General features: G+C 45.9%; 12 protein-coding genes and 1 pseudogene. 2 read left to right on the top strand and 11 right to left on the bottom strand.

All coding sequences use genetic code 11. The features are described 5' to 3' along the window. Positions 1–32: 32 nt before the first annotated feature. The 3 genes and pseudogenes from KHO06_RS10620 to KHO06_RS10610 all read right to left on the bottom strand — a co-directional run bounded on the left by KHO06_RS10620 (position 33) and on the right by KHO06_RS10610 (position 4,588). On the bottom strand, positions 33–1,706 hold the full coding sequence (locus KHO06_RS10620) for an ABC transporter ATP-binding protein (protein ID WP_212581545.1): 1,674 nt from the start codon (positions 1,704–1,706) through the stop codon (positions 33–35). Further along, positions 1,703–3,308 (bottom strand): annotated as a pseudogene (locus KHO06_RS10615) (ABC transporter ATP-binding protein). Before KHO06_RS10615 ends, KHO06_RS10620 begins: the two are co-directional and overlap by 4 nt. A 119-nt stretch (positions 3,309–3,427) precedes the next feature. Then, complete coding sequence (locus tag KHO06_RS10610; RefSeq protein ID WP_212581544.1) at positions 3,428–4,588, bottom strand: histidine decarboxylase; 1,161 nt, start codon at positions 4,586–4,588, stop codon at positions 3,428–3,430. Positions 4,589–5,180: 592 nt separating this feature from the next. On the opposite strand from KHO06_RS10610, the gene KHO06_RS10605 reads away from it, so the two are divergent. Both KHO06_RS10605 and angU read left to right on the top strand, forming a co-directional pair. Beyond that, a complete protein-coding gene (locus KHO06_RS10605; protein WP_212581543.1) occupies positions 5,181–8,057 on the top strand; it encodes a condensation domain-containing protein in 2,877 nt (958 codons plus the stop codon). A gap of 116 nt (positions 8,058–8,173) precedes the next feature. After that, positions 8,174–9,499, top strand: coding sequence for an anguibactin biosynthesis histamine N-monooxygenase AngU (gene angU / locus KHO06_RS10600; protein WP_212581542.1), 1,326 nt, complete (start codon positions 8,174–8,176; stop codon positions 9,497–9,499). 103 nt (positions 9,500–9,602) lie between these two features. Here the strand turns inward: angU and KHO06_RS10595 are convergent, their stop codons facing one another. The 8 genes from KHO06_RS10595 to KHO06_RS10570 all read right to left on the bottom strand — a co-directional run bounded on the left by KHO06_RS10595 (position 9,603) and on the right by KHO06_RS10570 (position 18,840). Beyond that, a complete protein-coding gene (locus tag KHO06_RS10595) occupies positions 9,603–10,367 on the bottom strand; it encodes an alpha/beta fold hydrolase (RefSeq protein ID WP_212581541.1) in 765 nt (254 codons plus the stop codon). A gap of 2 nt (positions 10,368–10,369) precedes the next feature. Further along, positions 10,370–10,615, bottom strand: coding sequence for a phosphopantetheine-binding protein (locus KHO06_RS26530; RefSeq protein WP_244858353.1), 246 nt, complete (start codon positions 10,613–10,615; stop codon positions 10,370–10,372). Further along, positions 10,593–12,638: an amino acid adenylation domain-containing protein gene (locus KHO06_RS10590; RefSeq protein WP_244858352.1), complete on the bottom strand. Its 2,046-nt coding sequence runs from the start codon at positions 12,636–12,638 to the stop codon at positions 10,593–10,595. The genes KHO06_RS26530 and KHO06_RS10590 overlap by 23 nt, the downstream gene beginning before the upstream one ends. Next, entirely contained in the window at positions 12,569–13,498 is a 930-nt protein-coding gene (locus tag KHO06_RS26525; protein WP_244858351.1) for a hypothetical protein, read from the bottom strand. The genes KHO06_RS10590 and KHO06_RS26525 overlap by 70 nt, the downstream gene beginning before the upstream one ends. Positions 13,499–13,573: 75 nt before the next feature. Beyond that, positions 13,574–15,766, bottom strand: coding sequence for a TonB-dependent receptor (locus KHO06_RS10585; RefSeq protein ID WP_212581540.1), 2,193 nt, complete (start codon positions 15,764–15,766; stop codon positions 13,574–13,576). Positions 15,767–15,904: 138 nt separating this feature from the next. Further along, on the bottom strand, positions 15,905–16,888 hold the full coding sequence (locus tag KHO06_RS10580) for a siderophore ABC transporter substrate-binding protein (RefSeq protein WP_212581539.1): 984 nt from the start codon (positions 16,886–16,888) through the stop codon (positions 15,905–15,907). 57 nt (positions 16,889–16,945) lie between these two features. Further along, positions 16,946–17,899 carry an iron chelate uptake ABC transporter family permease subunit gene (locus KHO06_RS10575; RefSeq protein ID WP_212581538.1) on the bottom strand — a complete coding sequence of 318 codons (954 nt, stop codon included), beginning with the start codon at positions 17,897–17,899 and terminating at the stop codon, positions 16,946–16,948. Further along, on the bottom strand, positions 17,896–18,840 hold the full coding sequence (locus KHO06_RS10570; protein ID WP_045368848.1) for an iron chelate uptake ABC transporter family permease subunit: 945 nt from the start codon (positions 18,838–18,840) through the stop codon (positions 17,896–17,898). Before KHO06_RS10570 ends, KHO06_RS10575 begins: the two co-directional genes overlap by 4 nt. Positions 18,841–18,982: the final 142 nt, after the last annotated feature.

Below are 18,982 nucleotides of genomic sequence, written 5' to 3'. Positions count from 1 at the left end.
AGGGGCGCTTTGATTTTGTTGGATTACTGAAGTCAAACGCTCATCGCTAGCGCATCAGATTCATGATCTAACTTCATTTTTTTACGATCAGTTTCAGTCGTATGTTTCTGCACATTTACCTTTTGGTTATCTATAGTGAGCTCGACTGTTGGACGCCAAATTTTTAGGTCTCGGTGTGTCACAATAATCGCTGTTGAGTTCAAATGATGGATATGTTCAGCAATTCTAGCCTCAGTGGCTTCATCCAATGCCGACGTTGCTTCGTCGAGCACGAGGATAGGGGCTTTTTTGATCAGAGCTCGTGCAATCGCCACTCGCTGTCTTTCACCACCAGATAGCCCAGAGCCTTTTTGACCGACTGATTGATGAATACCTTCTTCTGAAGAGTCAATAAGCTCATTGAGTTCTGCGTATCTAGCAAACTGCTCAACCTCTTCGTCATTTGCTTTTGGATTACCTAAACGAATATTATCTGCCAGCGTTCCGGTATAAATAATCGGATCTTGTGCGACGTAAGCAATATGCTGGGTGAAAGATTCGTATGGGATGTCTTTAAGGTCGACACCACCAAGGGATATAGAACCTTTATTCGGGTCATCAAACCTCAGAAAAAGACCGAGTAATGTGCTTTTGCCACTGCCACTGATGCCATTAATGACCACCGTTTCGCCTTGATTGATTTCCAAACTGACATTCTCAAATAAGCCTTGATGGCTAACATGATCGAGCTCGAACTTATGGTTGCTTGGAACGGCCGCATTGTCACTAGTCGCTTCTGGAAGGGTAGGGACATTGGTTAGTTGGCCGTAGTTATTCATTGAGGCTTTGACATCATTAATAGCAAAGCCTGCCAGCGCTAGCTCACCAAGCGGTGCCGCCGCTCGGGTAATCAAAATTAATAGCGCTAAGATGAGCAAGGGTTGATCTATTTGCATCCAAACCAGATAAGTGGCAAGGCCAGCGAGTGGCAAAATGGTGGCCAATGTGGAGATGAAAGTTGCAACTGATGCGCTTTGATTTATCCCAGCGTACACCTTCTCTTGCGCACGCCAGCTTTGATCAATACGCTCTATTGCGCGTTTTGGTCCTGCTGTCGAGCGGAGTAAATCAAAATGGTCGATAAGTTCCAATGTTGACTTTGTCGCTTGCACATCTGCACTGTTTCTGTCTTTATCTGAGCGACTAAGGTGGCGTTGTGCCACAAATTGAGCTGATAAAGCAACGACTAGCAGAGCACCACTCAACAGTGCAATTTGGATGCCTCCTACGATACCAATGCCAAAAACTAAGAAAACCGGTAGTAGTGGAGCATGTAAGAATGTCTGTAACTGATGGGCAGGGATTGCCATAAACCCAGGGATACCTCGCTCAGCCAGTTGGTTGAGCTGCGTGCGATGTTGCTCGTTAAACCATGCAAGCTTAGCCTTGCTGAGAGCGCGTCCCACAGTAGTGTAAAGGTCACCAGCTAATCTAGCGCCAGAAAGAAATCCAGAACGTGTGACTAGCACGGTGACAAGCACGGCAAGGGCAGCGGCTATGATCACGTTAAGTGGTTCTGCTCGTTCTACTATGGATATCGCAAGAAAGGTGTAAGCAACGGCCTCGAATAGAGCCACAAAAGTCCAACCCAGTGCGACTCGATACAAGCGAGATTTAGCGTTTAATGGGATGGTTGAGCTGGAAGAAACGGCATTTTTAGGTGTCATACTTCGTCATCCTGTCGTTGGCCACTTAATGTGAGGGTGAAATCAGCCAATTGTGCGAGCTTTGAATCATGTGTCACCATGACCAGCGTCTTATTGTGTTGTTTAGTGAGTGCGGTTAGGCTTCTGATGATGTCGCCTGCGGTATCGTCATCGAGAGCGCTGGTGGGCTCGTCGAGCAGAACTACATTGGCATTACTCAAAAAAAACGCCCGCTAATGCGATACGTTGCTGCTGACCGCCAGATAGCAAGCTGGCGTCAGCATCGAGATCAAGTTCTAGCCGAGCGAGAGAGAGTGCGAGACGTAACTCATCATCATTGGCGTCTGGTGCGCTCAACAGCAAGTTTTCCCTAATGGTAGTTTTAAGCACTCCGGTGTCCTGAGGGACATAACGTATTGCCAAATAGCGCGCAACTTCGGAAAGCTCGAATAGCTCCTCACGCCCTAGCGATACACTGCCATGCGCCGGTGTTTCTTGCCCCGCCAAAATACGCAGTAAGGTACTTTTTCCTGCTCCACTTGGTCCCATAATTGCGGTAAAGGAGCCTGGTACAAAATCGTGGGTAAGATTATCGATGACCGTTTTTTTGTCGTTGACGACGACTAGGTTTGAAGCTTGTAATTTTTGAGGCTGAGATTTGCAATTGAGCTTGCCGCTGGCAATAGGGGCTTGTTGCAGGAAGTCACTGATGTTTTTAGCGGCATGTTTGCCTGCTGTAACGTAGTCCAGTCCGTGTCCAAGCTTTAGTACTGGCGTGACGACAGCTAATCCAAAAAAGAACACGGATGCCATAGCGGCAGGGCTTAACTGGTAGGCAATGGTGTACGCAATCGCGAAAGTGACGACAGCTTGCAACAAAGCGATTGCAATGGCGGCGGGAAGGGCAACACTTCCTACCCACTTTACAATGCCCTGAGTAAAGCGTCTGGTAGCGTCATAATAATTGGTGAGTGCGCCCGTTTGAGTACCGTAGATACGGTTAACTCTGATCCCCCTCGTATAGTCATTCACTGCGGTTACAATATCCCCCATTATGGTCATTCGCTCAGCGCCATGTTTGGCGGCAAATCGGGGCAAAAACACTAAGTAATACAGTGACGCAATCAAACCGGGTACGAGAGTAAACAACGCTATTGGCCCGCAGAGACTCAACATAATGGCTATGGACGAGGCTGGTACGACAATGAATGTCACTAACTCTGCTGGCAAATGGGCCACCATATGATGCAGTGTATTGATGTCCTCTGATACCAAGCGACGCAACTGATTATCGCCGTATCTTGATATAGTTTTACTCGGTAAGCGAACCAAGTGTTGCGCTACCTGACGGCGTAGACGATTGGAAAACAGGGATTCGGCATCGTGCACTAACCAAGATCCTAAAGAGGAGATAATGGCACTGATTACCCAAAACCCTATCGCGGCGTAAACCCACTGAGTTGAAAGATCATCGATGAGTTGGATTAAGCACAATAAGGCACCTAGCTTTGCCACCGCGGCAGATACCTCACAGAGAACGCCAAGAGAAAGCTTAGCCACTGAAGGCCGCAAAGCGGGCAGTAAGGTTGGTGTGATGTAGTGCTGAATGATCTTATTTATCATTTTCTTACCTCATTTAAGCCAGGAGGTATCAACGAAGAAATCAAGGTTACATAAATAGTCGTTTTCATATTAAGCCTATTGAACTGATGTTCTTAACTGACATTGTTAAACGTGATGATTTAGTTTTGTCCGATGACATGCCCAAGGTCGTATTCGGGCGATAAGTCAAAAATGACATCATCGATTAATGCGTCTAATTGCGCAGTGCTGTTGAGGTGCGGCATGGTGATAATATGTGCAACATCCCCAGAGGTGGCTAAAGAATGCTTGCGCCAAATCGGCTCAGACGGACACGGAAAAACGACGGTATTCGAATTCTTATTTCTCCATGCTTCAATGCCCGCTTTTTGTAGGCGTTGAACGGTATAGTCCGCCATATCCAAACAAAGCTTCACTTTAGATTGCCAATCTGACAATGAATGGCTCTTGATTGCAGCCCACATGAATAGTGCGCTATGGCCATTTCTGGAACCACTGATGGTTTGATCACGTGACGAGATGTAGTCCACTTCCACGGAAACTTGGTCAACCATATGCTGTTTGGCTAGCACGATTCCACATGGAATCGGTGACCCGATCATTTTGTGTCCAGATACCGTGATGGAGTCGATGCCATCTTGAAACGAGTAGGGTGGTGGCTGATCCACAAATGGTAGGATCATTCCACTTAATGCGGCATCGGCATGAATGTAATAATCCTTCCTGTCGAGCCCTAGAGCAGCGAGATCATTCTGTATTCTTCTAATGTCATCGATAGCACCTCGCATAGTTGAACCAATGTTGGCAAAGATAATGGGATTGCCTTGTTGGTCTCGCTCAATTTGAGTTACGAGCTGTTGATAATCTATTTCACCATTTGATAGAGCAGGGATCTTGCGCGATGGGATGTTGAGTAATCTAGCGATTTTATCGACCGAGTAGTGAGTCTCTTCAGAGTAATAGAGATAGGCCGTTGGAAAGAGCTCACGGGCTAAATAACAGGAAAACAGGTTGCCCTCGGTACCACCGTTAGAAATATAGCCCCAACTTTCCTGATGGGGGATGTTGAACAACTGGGAGAAGTAACGCATGACGTCTTTCTCAAAGTCGAAGGAGTTGAGCTTGTAATTGCTTTCTTCTCTCCAATCTCCACAGTTATTGATGGAAAACTTCATAAACTTTTCCAGTTCGGAATAATCAAAATCAGCAGATTCAGGATACCCGACGTTAAAATATTGGTTTTCGCTGCAGTAAAGCCAGAACTCGTTAAGTCTGCTTAGATCCTCATCGGATAGTTTCATTGTGTCGCCTGTTGAGTCTTATTTTAATGATTTAAAGTACAAGTGGCTGATGTACGAATAAACCTTAATCATTATTATTTATATGGTTTCTAAAGAAGAAAGTATTGTATTTATATGGTTGGTTGTTTTTATTTAAAATTAACAGCTAGCTTGCTAATGATTAAATTACTATTAGCGTAAAGGTTGCTTTATGGTGGTTTTATTTTATCGGCTGTCATGCTCTTATTATTAATGTCAAAAATAACAGTATAAAATAACAAGTCGCTCTCTATTTATAGAAGTGGGTACGGTTATTTTATACAGCATGGTTATTGCATTAAGAGTTAGAGATTAAGAGCACCAAACTATTTACGAAATATTGGTGTAATCAGAGTAAACCTCCTTATCAATCTTTCATGTTATTTATATGTCAATCTATTTTTATTCTACTGGTGGCATAGATCACGCAGCAGGAACATTTAACGCACTGGATTCCTTCCTCAGCAAAGTCTAAGGCTTATCTGTATAATAATATTAACATTTTTGTTGTAAATGATTATTGTTTGCAAAATAATGGCGCCTTACCGATTGATTGTCAACAAAGTGAAAGCAGATGAGTGATTTAACACCAATGCAGGCTGCATGTTGGTTTGGAAGAAATACGAACGCTAAACTTGGTGGCGTTGCGTCCCACCTTTATACCGAATTCGATGGCAAGAATATTAACCTTGAAAAACTTCACGCTGCTTTAATAAAACTATATAAACGGCATGAAATGTTGCGATTGAAGGTTGATAGCTCAGGCACCTGTTCTATTATCGATGAGCCCAATGGAAACATTTTAGAGGTAGATGACTTCAGTCAATTATCGGCTGATAAATTAACTGATTCCTTGAATGAAAAAAGAAGCCAATGGGCACATCAAAAGCTTGATTTAACACAAGGACAAGCCGCAAAGTTCTCTGTGAGTTTATTACCTGATGATGAGTTTCGCTTTCATATTGATACCGATATGATTGCTATCGATCCAGACAGCTGTCGTATTTTAATCGAGGACTTAGCGACGTTTTATGAAGGCTGTGTATTTGATACGGACGATAAGCCGTCCTTTTTTGCGTGGCATGATCTCGCAAAAGAAGAGCCAGAACTCAAGCTACAGCGAAAAGTCGACCGAGCGTGGTGGAAAGCGCATTTAGAAAGTATTGCGCCAGCACCTTCCTTGCCGTTCCCTGAAGGCAACCCAAGTCAAATTACAAGTGAGCACTACTCCGCTTGGCTTGATTCTGAGCAGCGATCCACTCTGTTCTCTCTCGCAAAGCAATACAAAATCACGCCTGCTAATCTGATGCTAGGTTTGTTCGCAACAACCTTAGGTACGGCGACAGGCGATGAAGCTTTTAGGATTAACGTTCCAGTATTTTGGCGGCCACCAATAACGCAGGGTACAGAAAGGGTTGTCGGCGATTTCGTCAATTTTGTTGTGCTCAGTGTTGATATGACGCAGGCCGACACGCTGATCGATTTTTGCCACTCTGTCGCCGAAAAAATGGGGCCGTTACTTGGTCATAGCTTCTATGACGGTGTGAATGTGATGCGAGATCTTTCGTTGCATCATGGTAGTGCTCAGTTAGCGCCGGTTGTTTTTACTTCTGCTCTTGATTTACCGAGTGGTGATCTTTTCTCCCGCCGCGTCCATAAACATTTTGGCAAGATGAATTGGACTATCTCTCAAGGCTCTCAGGTTGCACTGGATTCACAAGTGGTGAGCATTGATGGTGGTATCATGATTAATTGGGATGTCCGACAAGAAGACCTACCAAAGGAATGGACATCTGCGATGTTTGATCACTTTGTGGCTCTCACCAAAAGCGTCATTTCCAACCCTAAATTATTGACCGCCTCGATGGGCAGTTTGCACTCAAAGCTCGTATGCCAGTCTGACTTAACTGCGGAGCTGAGCTCGATGCAGCGCGCATATTTATTAGGTCGAACGACGCAGATGCCATTAGGCGGAGTTGCAATGCAGGAGCTCCTTGAATATCGAGGTACGCTTTCTCCAGTTGTTATCCGTCGCAGGCTATCAGAAATGGTCATCCAATACCCAAGCTTGAGGAAATATATTGATAGTAAATCACTCGAGCTGAAAGTTAGCCTATGCCCACAAGTGAACCTGACTTTGCATGATTTATCTTGCACAGAAAAAGACAGGGTAGAAAGTGAGTTAGCACGCTTCAGGCATGATTACAGCCACGCCATGTTTGATTTAGAGCGACCGCTATGGGATATCACAATGTTTGCGCTTCCGGATGGTATCACTCATGTGTTCGCGCGCTTTGATGCGTTAATCCTCGATGCTCGCTCTATTGCTGCGCTGTTGGTTGAGTTGTTTGAAGGTGAAGCGCCTTACTTACCGCATATTGAACCCGAGTCATCGACAGAAGACCCGAAAATTACTCGCCATAGAGACGAAAGCTATTGGCTGGAAAAACTAAAGTCTGTCGATAAACCGATGCAATTCCCTTGGCACAAATTACTCGAATCGATCCCTTGTTCTCGTTATCAAAGGCAGAGTCTTGAGATTGATAAAGAGACGGTGAAAAAGCTCGTTCGGGTGGGAGGCAAGCAGGGCCTTTACAAGAATACCATGATGATGTCAGCAGCTCTTGAGGCGATATCTTCGCATGTGAGTGATGGAAAGTTGTGTGTTGCGGTTCCGGTGTTGCCAATGGTGAGCGCGACATACTCAAGTGAATCAAGTTTTATTGCTGTTCAATGGCAAGCAGCACAAAACGATTATCTTCAGCGAGCCAAAAGCTTGCAAGCAGACACGTTAGAAGGGCTCGAACATCTCGCGTTTTCTGGGGTTGATTTGGCTCGTACTTTATTTGAGCGATGTGGACCAGGGCCGACTCTGCCGATTGTGATAACAAACGGTTTATCGTGGCCAACGCTCAGTAAGAATGCACCTATGCAACTTCAGCGTGGGCTGACACAAACTCCTCAAGTTGCAATGGATGTACGTTTTGTTGCCATGGCTGGTGGCTCGATCATGTTCAGTGTTGACTATGCCAGCGAAGCCGTGGCGGACGAACAGGTGAAAATGATATTGGATCATATCGATATGACTTTCTGCCATATGGCTGAGACTTCTCTGTTTGAAACTGCCCCTGAGCAAACTCTAAAGCCTTTGGAGTCCAGAGTGATAGAGCTCTTCGATAGACCGCTCAGCGATTTGGCTGCTGAAGACTCAACCGAACAGATTATCTTTGATGTCTATTGCCAGGTGCTTGGTAAACCAGTGACTGATGAAACCAAAGAGAGCCTGCCTTTTTCCCAGTTGGGTTTGAGGCCTAACCATCTAAAACAAATCAGTACTGAATTAAATAAAGTGCTACGGGTGGAGCTGCCACCGATGCAGCTCATTCGTTGTAAAGATGCTGCGGAGGTAAAAGCGCTCGCTTTAACTCAGGGTTTCGAGGTCGTGACCTAATGCATCATTGATTTAGTGGCATGTTTTCTTCTGGGATGGTGGTGTTGACCTTGCCATTCCAGAGGTTTGCGCCTCCCACAATTCATAACGTTTTCATCTCATATCAAGGAGAAAAAGTGAATATAACAATAAAAGATATTGTCGGTATTGGAATAGGACCATTTAACCTAGGGCTGGCTGCTTTAACTGCTCATCAACCTAAACTCGACACCGAGTTTATTGAGCGCCGGGATGGATTTAATTGGCACAGTGGTATGTTATTACCGGGTGCAACTTTACAGGTTCCTTTTTTGGCCGACCTGGTCACTATGGCCGATCCTACTCATCCGTTGAGCTATTTAAACTATCTCAAACAACATGATCGCTTGTACCAATTTTACTATTACGAAACGTTCCTTGTTCCGCGCAGCGAATATAACCATTACTGTCAATGGTCGGCTGAGCAACTAGAAAACTGTACCTACAGTGAAAATGTTGTTGGTGTCGAATACTCTCAAGACAATGAGTGCTTTAAGGTTCAAAGTGAATCGACTGACGGTGGAATTAAAGAACGTTACAGTCGAAATCTAGCGATCGGTGTTGGTACTGCGCCTTGGCTACCGGAGTGGGCAAGCCATGCTGCTCACCCGTTGATTCAGCACTCTGCTAAATTTGCACACATGCGCGAGGAGTTGGCTAAATGTAACAGCGTCACCGTGGTAGGTTCGGGCCAAAGTGCAGCGGAGTGTGTTCTCAACTTATATCGGGATTTGACTGATGAGCAGATCAAAGGCGGCGCGAGGGTTAATTGGGTAACTCGCTCTGCTGGCTTCCATCCGATGGAAGCATCTAAGCTGGGCCAAGAGTGCTTTACTCCAGCATACATGGACTATTTTCACACGCTTTCACGTGAGAAACGTCGAAACATCGTAGAAGGACAAGGGCAACTATATAAAGGGATAAGTGGGTATACCATCGCGGATGTCTTTGACTTACTTTATGAGCGTTCGATAGGAGGACGCGAGCCGGGACTGAATCTGTATTCCAACTGTCAGGTGAATGATATCGAGATAATAGAAGGCTCTGATGTCTTCACAGTGTCGTGTTATCAATCACAGCAGGAAAAAGCATTCACACTTCATACTAATGCTGTCATTTGTGCAACAGGTTACACGCATCAATGGCCAGCATGGTTGGAGGCACTGAAAGGATCGGTGTTAGCCGTGGATGAACATGGCGATTTGATTGTTGAATCGGACTTTTCTGCCCAACGTTGTGATCAGGGGATTGGACACGTCTTCGTCCAAAATCCAGAAGTCTTCCAACATGGCGTCGGCGGTCCCGACCTGGGGATTGGTGCTCATCGAAACGCTTCAATCATCAATACGATGTTAGGCGAAGAAGTGTACCGCTTACCTAAGAAGTCGGCTTTCCAAACTTACGGCACTCCAGAGGCACATTGATTGGTTATTTGAAATAATAGGGCATGCAACCATTGAGATTGCATGCCCTTACTTGTCGTTATTTTGGCATTGATGAGTCACGCCGCATTTAAGCTTAACTTGTTCAGATTTGAGGACATTTCAGTTCGTTCGAGAAAACCCTTAGATAGTCGATCATCTTTTGAGCATTCTCAGTGATATAGAAATGAGACCCTTCGACAACAAGATGATCGCGCACTTCATTACACCAGAGTTTCCAATCATCTACTTCAGCAAAGTACGCTTCAGAATCACGATCTCCTGATATTAAAAGTGTTGGGACGGATAGTTTAGCCTGATCATCCGGTGCTGATGGGAACAGATACCTCTCCGTTGCAGTGAAATCCGCTCGTAAAGCAGGAAGAAAGATTGACCACCATTGTGGGTTATCGAGTAGGCTGCGATCACATCCTCCCATATCAACCAGATTCTCAATGAAAGCTTGATCGTCACAGTCGCCTATCAATCTCCGCCCCCGAATATGAGGCGCTTGGCACCCAGAAATCACCAAACCCTGCGGTGATTGCCCTAATTGAATGAGTTGCTTCGACGCTTCATACGCCACTTGCGCACCCATACTGTGGCCAATGATGACGGTCTTTTCGATTGGTAGGCTACTCGCTACTAGGGCTTGAACCAGCTCCCCGGCCAGTGATTCGATGGTCTCAATGCCGGGCTCGTCAATTCGCGCTTCTCTACCTGCATACACCATCACTGAAATGGATTCATTCGAGAGGTTGAGCTTACGCCAGCTTGTGAAGGTTCGGCTGCCACCTCCTGCGAAAGGGCACACTACATAATGTGTATCGCAATGTGCCTCAGAAGTTGCGATAGTCACTAAAGGACTCATGATCACGCTCCTTGAGGTGTTGTGATTTTACACCTCTCCATTATGAGAGCGAACGCTTCGAGCGTAGGGTAACGATACAATACCGACAACTTGATCGGGTATCCCGCTTTGTGACAGCGTTGAACTAATTCAACTGCGCGATAAGCATCACCTCCAGATTGGAAAAAGTCACTGAGCTTATGGAATGCTTGTTGTCCGAGTACATCACCCCAAAGCTCTGCTACTTTAAGTTCGCTGGCAGAAACCAATGGCTTTTCTGAGTTCGAACATTGGCTTTTTTTTACGACTTGTCATCTGAGCGAGTGCTTTATGATCAACTTTACCATTGGCGGTAAGAGGCAATGCATCAAGCAATAGGATGCGTTGAGGCAGCATGTATTTTGGCAATTGATCCTTCAACTGGCGTTGTATGTCCTCAGTATTCAGAGGTTTAGTTGCCGTTTGTACTGAATCCGTAACAACAAAAGCGACGAGTGTCTTATCTTTTTTGCCTGCTGCCAATGCAACTGCTCGCTGCACTTGAGGAATCGTATTAAGTGCGGCTTCGATTTCACCCAGCTCAATGCGGTAGCCACCGACTTTGACTTGTTTGTCTTGGCGTCCCAAAAATTCGAGCGTGCCATTAGGCCAGTAACACCCCATATCTCCTGTTCGATACCAAGGTTGGCCATCCAGTGTTAAAAATTGTGCTTGGGTTCTCGGCTCATCATTAAAATACCCGAGTGCTACGCCGTCACCGCCAATCCAGAGCTCTCCGGGTACCCAATCTGGACAGTCTCTCCCCAGCTCGTCAACCACTCGATATTGCTGTCTTGGTAAAGGGTATCCGTAGGGGATAGAACGCCAGTCATTCGGGACTTGCTCAACATCGAATACGTTAGACCAAATCGACGCCTCGGTCGCCCCACCCATTGCGATGAATTTCCCATCAGATCGATACTGGCGATAACGAGCAGGAAGATCGAGCCCTATCCAGTCGCCTGACAGCATGGTTAACCTAAGACGAGAAGGGGCCTTGGAGTTAAAACACGTAGAGTAGGTTAAAAGCATATCGAAAAGGGCTGGAACGCTATTCCACATCGTGACGTTGTGATCTTCAACTGCTTTACACCAAGCACTTGGGTCTCTTCTGTCCGATTCATTCACTAACACAACCGCACCACCAGCGGACAATAAGCCGAAGATGTCATAAACAGAGAGATCGAAGTGAAGCGCTGAGAGAGCAAGCACACGATCGTTATGGTCGACTTGATAACGTTGATTCAGAGCGATACAGGTGTTGAGAGCACCTTGGTGAGAAATAACCACCCCTTTTGGTGTGCCTGTCGAGCCCGAAGTGTAAATGATATAAGCAGGCTGCTCCGGGTCTACTTCTGGAGACTTGTCCAGTGGGCTGCTTTCTATTGCGTCTTGCCATGTGAGGTAAGTGAAGCCGTCGGTTGATGTGTCATCTGTCACAGCCGCATCGTCGGTAATGACCACGTTGATGCCCGCGCCTAGATAAATGCCTTCACGCCTTTCCTTGGGTTGATCGAGAGAAACCGGCACATAAATAGCGCCTGCATACAAAATGCCCAAGACCGCGACAATCTGGCCAATACCTTTATCCATGCTTATCGCGACACGATCTCCCGGTTCAACGCCTGCTAGTGTCAATGTCTTAGCGCAACGTTCTGCGTAGTCCGCTAGCGTTTGGTAATTGAGTGAAATTTGGTCGTGGATAACTGCCGTAGCATTAGGGAAGCGCTCGGCGTTTTCCCAGAAACCATGATGGAGTAAACCTTCTGGCAGAGGTTGGTTATCTTGGTTGTTGATAGCACGACGCACCGAGATTTGATTTTTAGGCAGCGATACGGGTAAAGGTTGATTCCAGTGACTCTCCGCTTGGCTGAGATGCTCGAGCAGTTCGGAAAAGGTGCACAGCATATCTTGTATCATGTCTGCTGGGAAAAGGGCATCCTGACTGTCCCAATGCAATTCGAGCCCATTTTGTGAAATAGTGGCATGCAGGGAGAGCCATGTATTTGCTGATTGGTAACAGCCCCATACTGGTTTTTGATTGACGGTTGATAGCTGACTAGAAAAAGCGATGTTGGCTGGATAGCGATGGGATTCTGAAAGCTTTGCTAATTGTTGGACAAGCGGGAAAATCGCCATGGTTGGAAACGATTGAGCTTGTTCGAAGTGACTTTGGTTCTCTTTTACAAGTGAAACAAAACGCTGATTGATTCCTGATAGGCTGACCAATAGCGGCTGAGTAAATTGACCCATAACATCAAGGTGAGCTGTGTTTTATGGCAATCAAACCTTAACATCATCTCTCTCTGTTGCCCCCACAGGGAGAGTACTGCGGCGAACACGCTCGCTAATGTCAGTTCTGATGTAACCTCATAGGCTTGGCTGTATTTGACTATCCGATGCCATTTGTCTGTTGGCAACGCTAATGTTCGCCTTGTTACGCCTGTCTCAATCAGCTTCTCCGGTTCACAAAGCGTTGGGACATTAGCGGAACTTGGTAGATTGAGTAAATGTTCTTCCCAGTCGTTACTGCTGTTCGATGGTATCTTGACCAACTCACTATCGACCAACTGTTGATGCGATACGAATACTTGCTCCTCAGTAGCAAAGCTCAGACTTGTGCCCTGTAACATTTGAGCAAGTTGTTCAAAAAACAGCATCACACTTGGCATATCGACGACAACAGAGTTGAAACGAGCGTGCAGCCTGATGGTATTTGATGGCAAAAGGCTCACGACCAAGTAAACCGTTGCGGACGAACGGCTTGTTGTCAGTTCAGTGCGGGCGTGCTTCAGCTTCTCAATAGCCTCTTCTTCAGAAACGGAGGTTAAGTCATTAACGGCGAACGCATCTAAATGATGCGTGTTAGATTTTTGGAGGAAGAAATCGTCGCTGATAGTGGCCTTAAGCATCGGGTGATGGTTAATTAAAACCTCTAGGCAAGGTTTAAAGGTGTCCCAAGATGTATTTGTGTAATCAAATTCTTGATAGATAAAATTAGCTATCGACCTCTGTTCGCTGCGCTGCCTTTGAGTGGATAGCAACCAGCTTTGATATGAGGTTAAAGGTAATGCTGCCTCTTGGTGGAAAGGTAATGGTTCGCTTTGTTTCATTGTGAACTCTCTTAAAAAGCCAAGCAGAAAAGAAAAAGCCCTTAGTCAGATAGCTAAGGGCGTAAGAGGATAGGACTAGAAATCCGCAGTGGCTGATAACATCACTGTGCGTGGTGCACCTAGCGCAAGGGTGGCGTAATGTGTGCTTGTCCAGTAGTCTTCATCGGTCACGTTATTGACGTTAAGACGCCAAACGACGTTGGTTTCTGCGATGGTGGAATTGTATCGAGCACCAAGGTCAAAAATCGTCTGCGCTGATAATGATTGCGTGTTCTGCGCATCAATATATTGCTCAGACATGTAGTTAGCTTGGCCAATAAGTGTGAGATCACGCATCGCAGGTAAGTTCCACTCCAGTGCGAGCTTCGCTTGGAATTTTGGTTGCTTTGTCGCTTGTTTACCTTCAGTCGTTACGTCGGTTGCTTTGGTAATTTCGGCATCGGTGTATGCAACGCCACCTGTTAGTGTGTAGTCTTCAAGTACGGTACCGTAGAAGCCCCATTCAGCACCACGGTTACGTTGCTCACCGCCAAATGAATAGATATCAGTGACAGGATCTTGATATCCATTTGGCTTTTTGATCTCGAACAGGCTGAAGGTATGGGCAAAGTCGTCAAGATCAAGTTTCAGCCCGGCTTCGATTTGTTTGGTTTTCTGCGGCGCGAATGCCTCTCCGATATTCGCAGATCCTCTCGGTGCTGTTTTACCGTTGGTTAAGCCTTCGATGTAGTTGCCGTATAGTGAGGCAGAGCTCGATACTTTGTACAATAACGCAACGGCAGGGGTGACTGCGCTTTCTTTTAGTTTTGTGGTTGGCAGTGACATACCATTCATAACAATACCGGATTCAAAGTCGATGCTTTGATGACGAACGCCCAGTGTTAATTGGTAGGTGCCATCAGCAAAAGAGAGGGTGTCTGCGATTCCATAGCTCACGAGAGTCGAATCAACCGGTAATTGGTAGTAATTGTCATAGCCTGAAGGCGCTGGCCCCCAAACTGGATCGTAGATATTTGGTTTCCAAGACTCAGGCGCGTTGTTCCCGGCTGGTGCGTCGTGTTTATCTTCTCTAAAGTAAGTACCATTCAGTACCAGATAGTGCTCAACTGGTCCTGTATCAAATTCACTACGAACCCCAACATCACCTGATGTACGTTTACTGTCTAACTTTACTGCGCCTTGAGAGACTTCAAGCGTGCCTGAGTTATCAATAATTTTGATTCTTTGTGGAACATTGGAATCGAAATCAGTTCGACTGCCTCCTAGCGCAGTATAGAGCGTGACAGAGTCAGTAACGTCGAGCTCGCCACGAATCATCATGCCTTTATCTTTACTGTCGTTGTATGCCCAGTCTGGCGCTAAAAGGGTGTCGGATGAAGGTGGTGGTGGAACTTTCACGCCGGGAGCTATGCTTAGGCCTCGGTTCGCGCCATCAACTCGCTCAGTGCTGTAATAAAAATCGGCTTCTACGAGGGCAATATTGTTGCGCCAGTCCAGGCTCAATGCAGCGAGCTGCGTTTTACTGCTCTGATGGTTCACCGCTGTGTCACCATCTTTAAATGCCCCGTTGAAACGCACGCCAAATTGATCATTCGCTCCAAAACGACGGCCAATGTCGATGTGTCCACCGAATTGGGCGTCAGATAAGTAGTTAAGCGTAAAGGCAGTGGTTGGTGTTTCAGCTGCGCGCTTGGTGACAAGATTAACAGAGCCTCCAACGGAGCCGTTTGGAGCCATACCATTGAGAAGTGCAGATGGGCCTTTTAGTACATCAACACGCTGAAACATCTCTGGGCTAACACGGTAATAAGGCGCAATGCCGTAAAGACCATTAAACATAACATCGCCGACATCGAGGTTAAATCCTCGTACTTTAAAGCTTTCTTTATTTAACCCTGTTTCGCCGCTTGTGAAAACGGATGGATCCGTCGCTGAGATCACGTCCGAAATATCTTGAGCTTGTACGTCTTGAATTTGTTTGTCCGTGTACCCGAGCGCATTGAACGGTGTCTCGAGAAAGTCTTTGTCGCCCAGCATACCTAGGCTGCTTTCGGTTGAGATCTTACCAGCAGCATAGCCTTTATTGGCTTCGCCAAATACCGTCATGGACTCGTCTGATTCGATTTCATCGGCATGTGCAAGGTTAATTGGTAGTGCATACACACCAAGTTGAAGCGCGATGACGAGTGCAACGCGACTTGGGCTTAGCGTTCCGTTAAGTACCTTTGCTGAAGAATTAGCTGCTATCTGATGATAGTTATGAGTCATTATTATTTCCTTGTTCTTACTTTGGCTGGCTCACATCCGTCCTGATGCCAGAGACGGCTTTGACCGTTGGGCTACTTGCGGCCCAACTTATTGTTGTAAAGCGATTAATTATTTAGATATTCGTTACAAAACGATTGGCTATAAGGCCGAGCTTTCGTAACCTTTGATGACGTCGTCAATGACAATTTTTAGAGACGTCACACTGGCAGAAGTGATGTACCAAGCATCTGGATCAACAAAAACGACGTGACCGTTTTTCCATGCCTTTGTTTGGCGAAGGAGTGGGTTTGCCAAATGTTCTGCATCTATTATTGGCTTTCCTTGCATCACTGCAGTTCTGTCGATGATGTAAAGAATGTCTGGGTTGGCTTGGCTAATGAATTCGCTGGAAATCGGCTGACCATGCAAGCTGGTTTCGACTTTCTCACTTGCTGGCTTTACGCCCAATACATCAAAGACAAAACCATATCGAGATTCGACACCAAATGAACTGAAGGCTCCGTTGTTGTGCATCACCACCAAGGCTTTCTCTGGACGCTCTGTGGTGACAGCTCGAACCTCAGCAACTTTTGCATCTATTTCTGCAACCTTCTGCTGTGCTAGCTCTTGCTTGCCGAAGATCTCTCCCAAGTCAACAAGGTGCTTTTTGATAACATCAACGTGGTGACCACGGCTATTGCGATAGTCGATGTCAAAGTGCAAAGTCGGTGCGAGTTGGGATAGCTCTTCATATCGGGTGGTGTGAAGTGGCGTCATTAACACAAGGTCAGGCTTTAAAGCGTAGACCTTTTCCATGTTTGGCTGAACGATTGCTCCGAGGTCGACGATTTCCGGCGATGCTTTGTACACTTCTAGGAAGTGAGGGATAAAGTCTTTGACCATTCCCGCAATCGGAACATTTAACTGATCTAAAAAGTCTACCTCGTTCATGTCTAGTGCCGCTACTCGTTGCGGACGGCTTGAAATTACGGTCTCACCAAGGTTGTGTTCGATCACGATTGGAGTATCGAGTGGCTGGGCGGCTTGAGTTTTAGCAATTGCGGCAGTGGGCTCGCAAGCCGTCAATACACCAAGAGAACAGCAAGCAAGAGCGACACTCAAGCTTAGAGTGCTTTTAAACATGAGACATTTCCTTTTTGTTGTCGTTAGATTGCCTTTTCAAAGGCGAGTTACAGTCTTTTAAATCTGGCTTCTAGCTCTGATTGTGATGGCGAGAAAATACCCACCACAAAGCACGTTGACCAAGATAGAGACGGTGGTTTTATAGTTAAATAGATGCTCGACCATGAGCTGCCCCGTCAGAAACATGATGATGGCAATAGCACAAGCCGCCCACAGTACCTGCCCATAACTCGATGATCTGGAGGTCGAATAAGCGATGTTGGCGATGAAAATCCCCATAAATGCGGTAGGGCCAATTAAACTGGTCGAAATAGCGACGAGTATTGCAATGACAGCAAAATATTTTGGAATGTAGTGCTTATCGCTAAGGCCTAATGACATTGCTTGGTCTCGGCCAAGTCCAATGACGTCTAATTCACGAGACCATCGTTTTACAAAGAATGCGAATACGCTTAACACCGCGCACGCGAAGAGCAGGGTAGAAGGTTTTGCTCTTTCAAATGACGTATAGCTGAGCCCTTGAAGTATCGAAAACTCACCAGGGCTGATTCTAAGTTGGACGAACTGGGCAATGGTTGTTAGAACCATCGTGAGTACAAAGCCAATCAAAAGCACTTGGTGCATATCACGCTGAAACTTCTTGAGAACCCAGAATTGAATCGCAAATGAGTACAAAAGGATCAGCAGTGTTGAGATAGCGAAATTACCGATGACACCAAGCGCTGCGCTTCCTGCAGTACCTGCAATCAACAAAAGTAGGGACTGCCATACAAGGTAAACAGACTCATACCCCATGATTGATGGCGTTAAAATTCGGTTGCCGACCAAGGCTTGAAAAATCACTGCGGAAATTGCGACACAGCTACCGCCCACAAAGATCGCTCCGAGCTTAATGAGTCTTTTCGGTATGATGTAATCAAAATCCAATCCGGAGTTAACGAAAACAAAAGTCATAGATAGGATGCTCAACAGCATCACCGTGACAATTGTGTTTGTGTTAAGAGCTTTCATGCACGTGCTCCTTTAAGGAGCAATACAAGAAATAGGGTACCACCAATCGCACTCGCGGTAAGGCCGATCGGAACCTCAAAAGGAAAGACCACAAGTCTGCTTATCACATCGCAAAAAATAAGTAGTGATGCGCCACCCAATGCCACGATGGGCAGTGTGTTCTTCAGGTGGTCGCCATATTTTAGTGCGACAAGGTTTGGGATCACTAAACCGACAAAATGAATTGCCCCGACGGTCACGACGGTCACAGCAACGGTCACGGAAACCAGCATCAGACCTAACGCTGCCGTTGTTGCGAAGTTAATGCCCAAGTTCGATGCTGCATCTTCTCCCATGCCCATGACGGTAAATTTATTTGCGTAGAAGTAGGTCAACAGAGTGGTGGGTAAGATCAGGTAAATGATCTCGTAGTGTTCCTGTACGACCTTAGAAAAGTCTCCCATTAACCAGCCAGACATGCTTTGAAGAACGTTATTTTGATAAGCGTAAAATTCAGCGATTGCGCTCAATACGCTGCCAAACATCAGTCCAATGACTGGGACCAATGCTGAATTACTGAATTTAATTTTTCGTACGATCGCGATGTAAATGAGCCCTGCTGCAAAGCAAAAGACGACAGCAAAAATCATGCGCTCAAGCTTATCTGAATTTGGCAACATGACGATCGATACCAAAATACCAAGCTTGGCAGCATCTAGGCCGCCGGTAGTCCCAGGCTCTACAAAACGATTTCTGACGATGTGTTGCAAGATGACGCCGCACATCGCCAAGCCGGCCCCTGTAAGAATCAACGCAACCAACCTCGGAAGTCTGCTAGCAGTAATCGGCAACCAAGCATTTTCGTCCATCTTCAGCAGTAGTGACCAATCGATTGGATTGGCGCCAATAAAAATGGAAACGATACACAATAAAAAGAAAACAAAGATAATTTTAGCGTTCATACGGCATGCAGTCCGAAATAAATAAGAGACAGGTGCCCTTCAATATTATTGAATGTAAATAATGGTATGAGATACGAAAAAAATAATATTCCACGTCGATATTGATTGTGGATTAAAAATATGTCGACGTCTTTTTTATTGC

Source organism: Vibrio sp. B1FIG11 (genome assembly GCF_905175335.1).
GTDB classification, from domain to species: domain Bacteria; phylum Pseudomonadota; class Gammaproteobacteria; order Enterobacterales; family Vibrionaceae; genus Vibrio; species Vibrio campbellii.
The sequence above is the reverse complement of the archived record's forward strand: the minus strand, read 5'-3'. Positions and strand labels throughout refer to the sequence as shown.

Bases quoted from the DNA above. Each gene is read 5' to 3' on its own strand.
- KHO06_RS10620 (WP_212581545.1), bottom strand. From the start codon at position 1,706: ATGACACCTAAAAATGCCGTTTCTTCCAGCTCAACCATCCCATTAAAC.
- KHO06_RS10610 (WP_212581544.1), bottom strand. From the start codon at position 4,588: ATGAAACTATCCGATGAGGATCTAAGCAGACTTAACGAGTTCTGGCTT.
- KHO06_RS10605 (WP_212581543.1), top strand. From the start codon at position 5,181: ATGAGTGATTTAACACCAATGCAGGCTGCATGTTGGTTTGGAAGAAAT.
- KHO06_RS10595 (WP_212581541.1), bottom strand. From the start codon at position 10,367: ATGAGTCCTTTAGTGACTATCGCAACTTCTGAGGCACATTGCGATACA.
- KHO06_RS10590 (WP_244858352.1), bottom strand. From the start codon at position 12,638: ATGGGTCAATTTACTCAGCCGCTATTGGTCAGCCTATCAGGAATCAAT.
- KHO06_RS26525 (WP_244858351.1), bottom strand. From the start codon at position 13,498: ATGAAACAAAGCGAACCATTACCTTTCCACCAAGAGGCAGCATTACCT.
- KHO06_RS10585 (WP_212581540.1), bottom strand. From the start codon at position 15,766: ATGACTCATAACTATCATCAGATAGCAGCTAATTCTTCAGCAAAGGTA.
- KHO06_RS10580 (WP_212581539.1), bottom strand. From the start codon at position 16,888: ATGTTTAAAAGCACTCTAAGCTTGAGTGTCGCTCTTGCTTGCTGTTCT.
- KHO06_RS10575 (WP_212581538.1), bottom strand. From the start codon at position 17,899: ATGAAAGCTCTTAACACAAACACAATTGTCACGGTGATGCTGTTGAGC.
- KHO06_RS10570 (WP_045368848.1), bottom strand. From the start codon at position 18,840: ATGAACGCTAAAATTATCTTTGTTTTCTTTTTATTGTGTATCGTTTCC.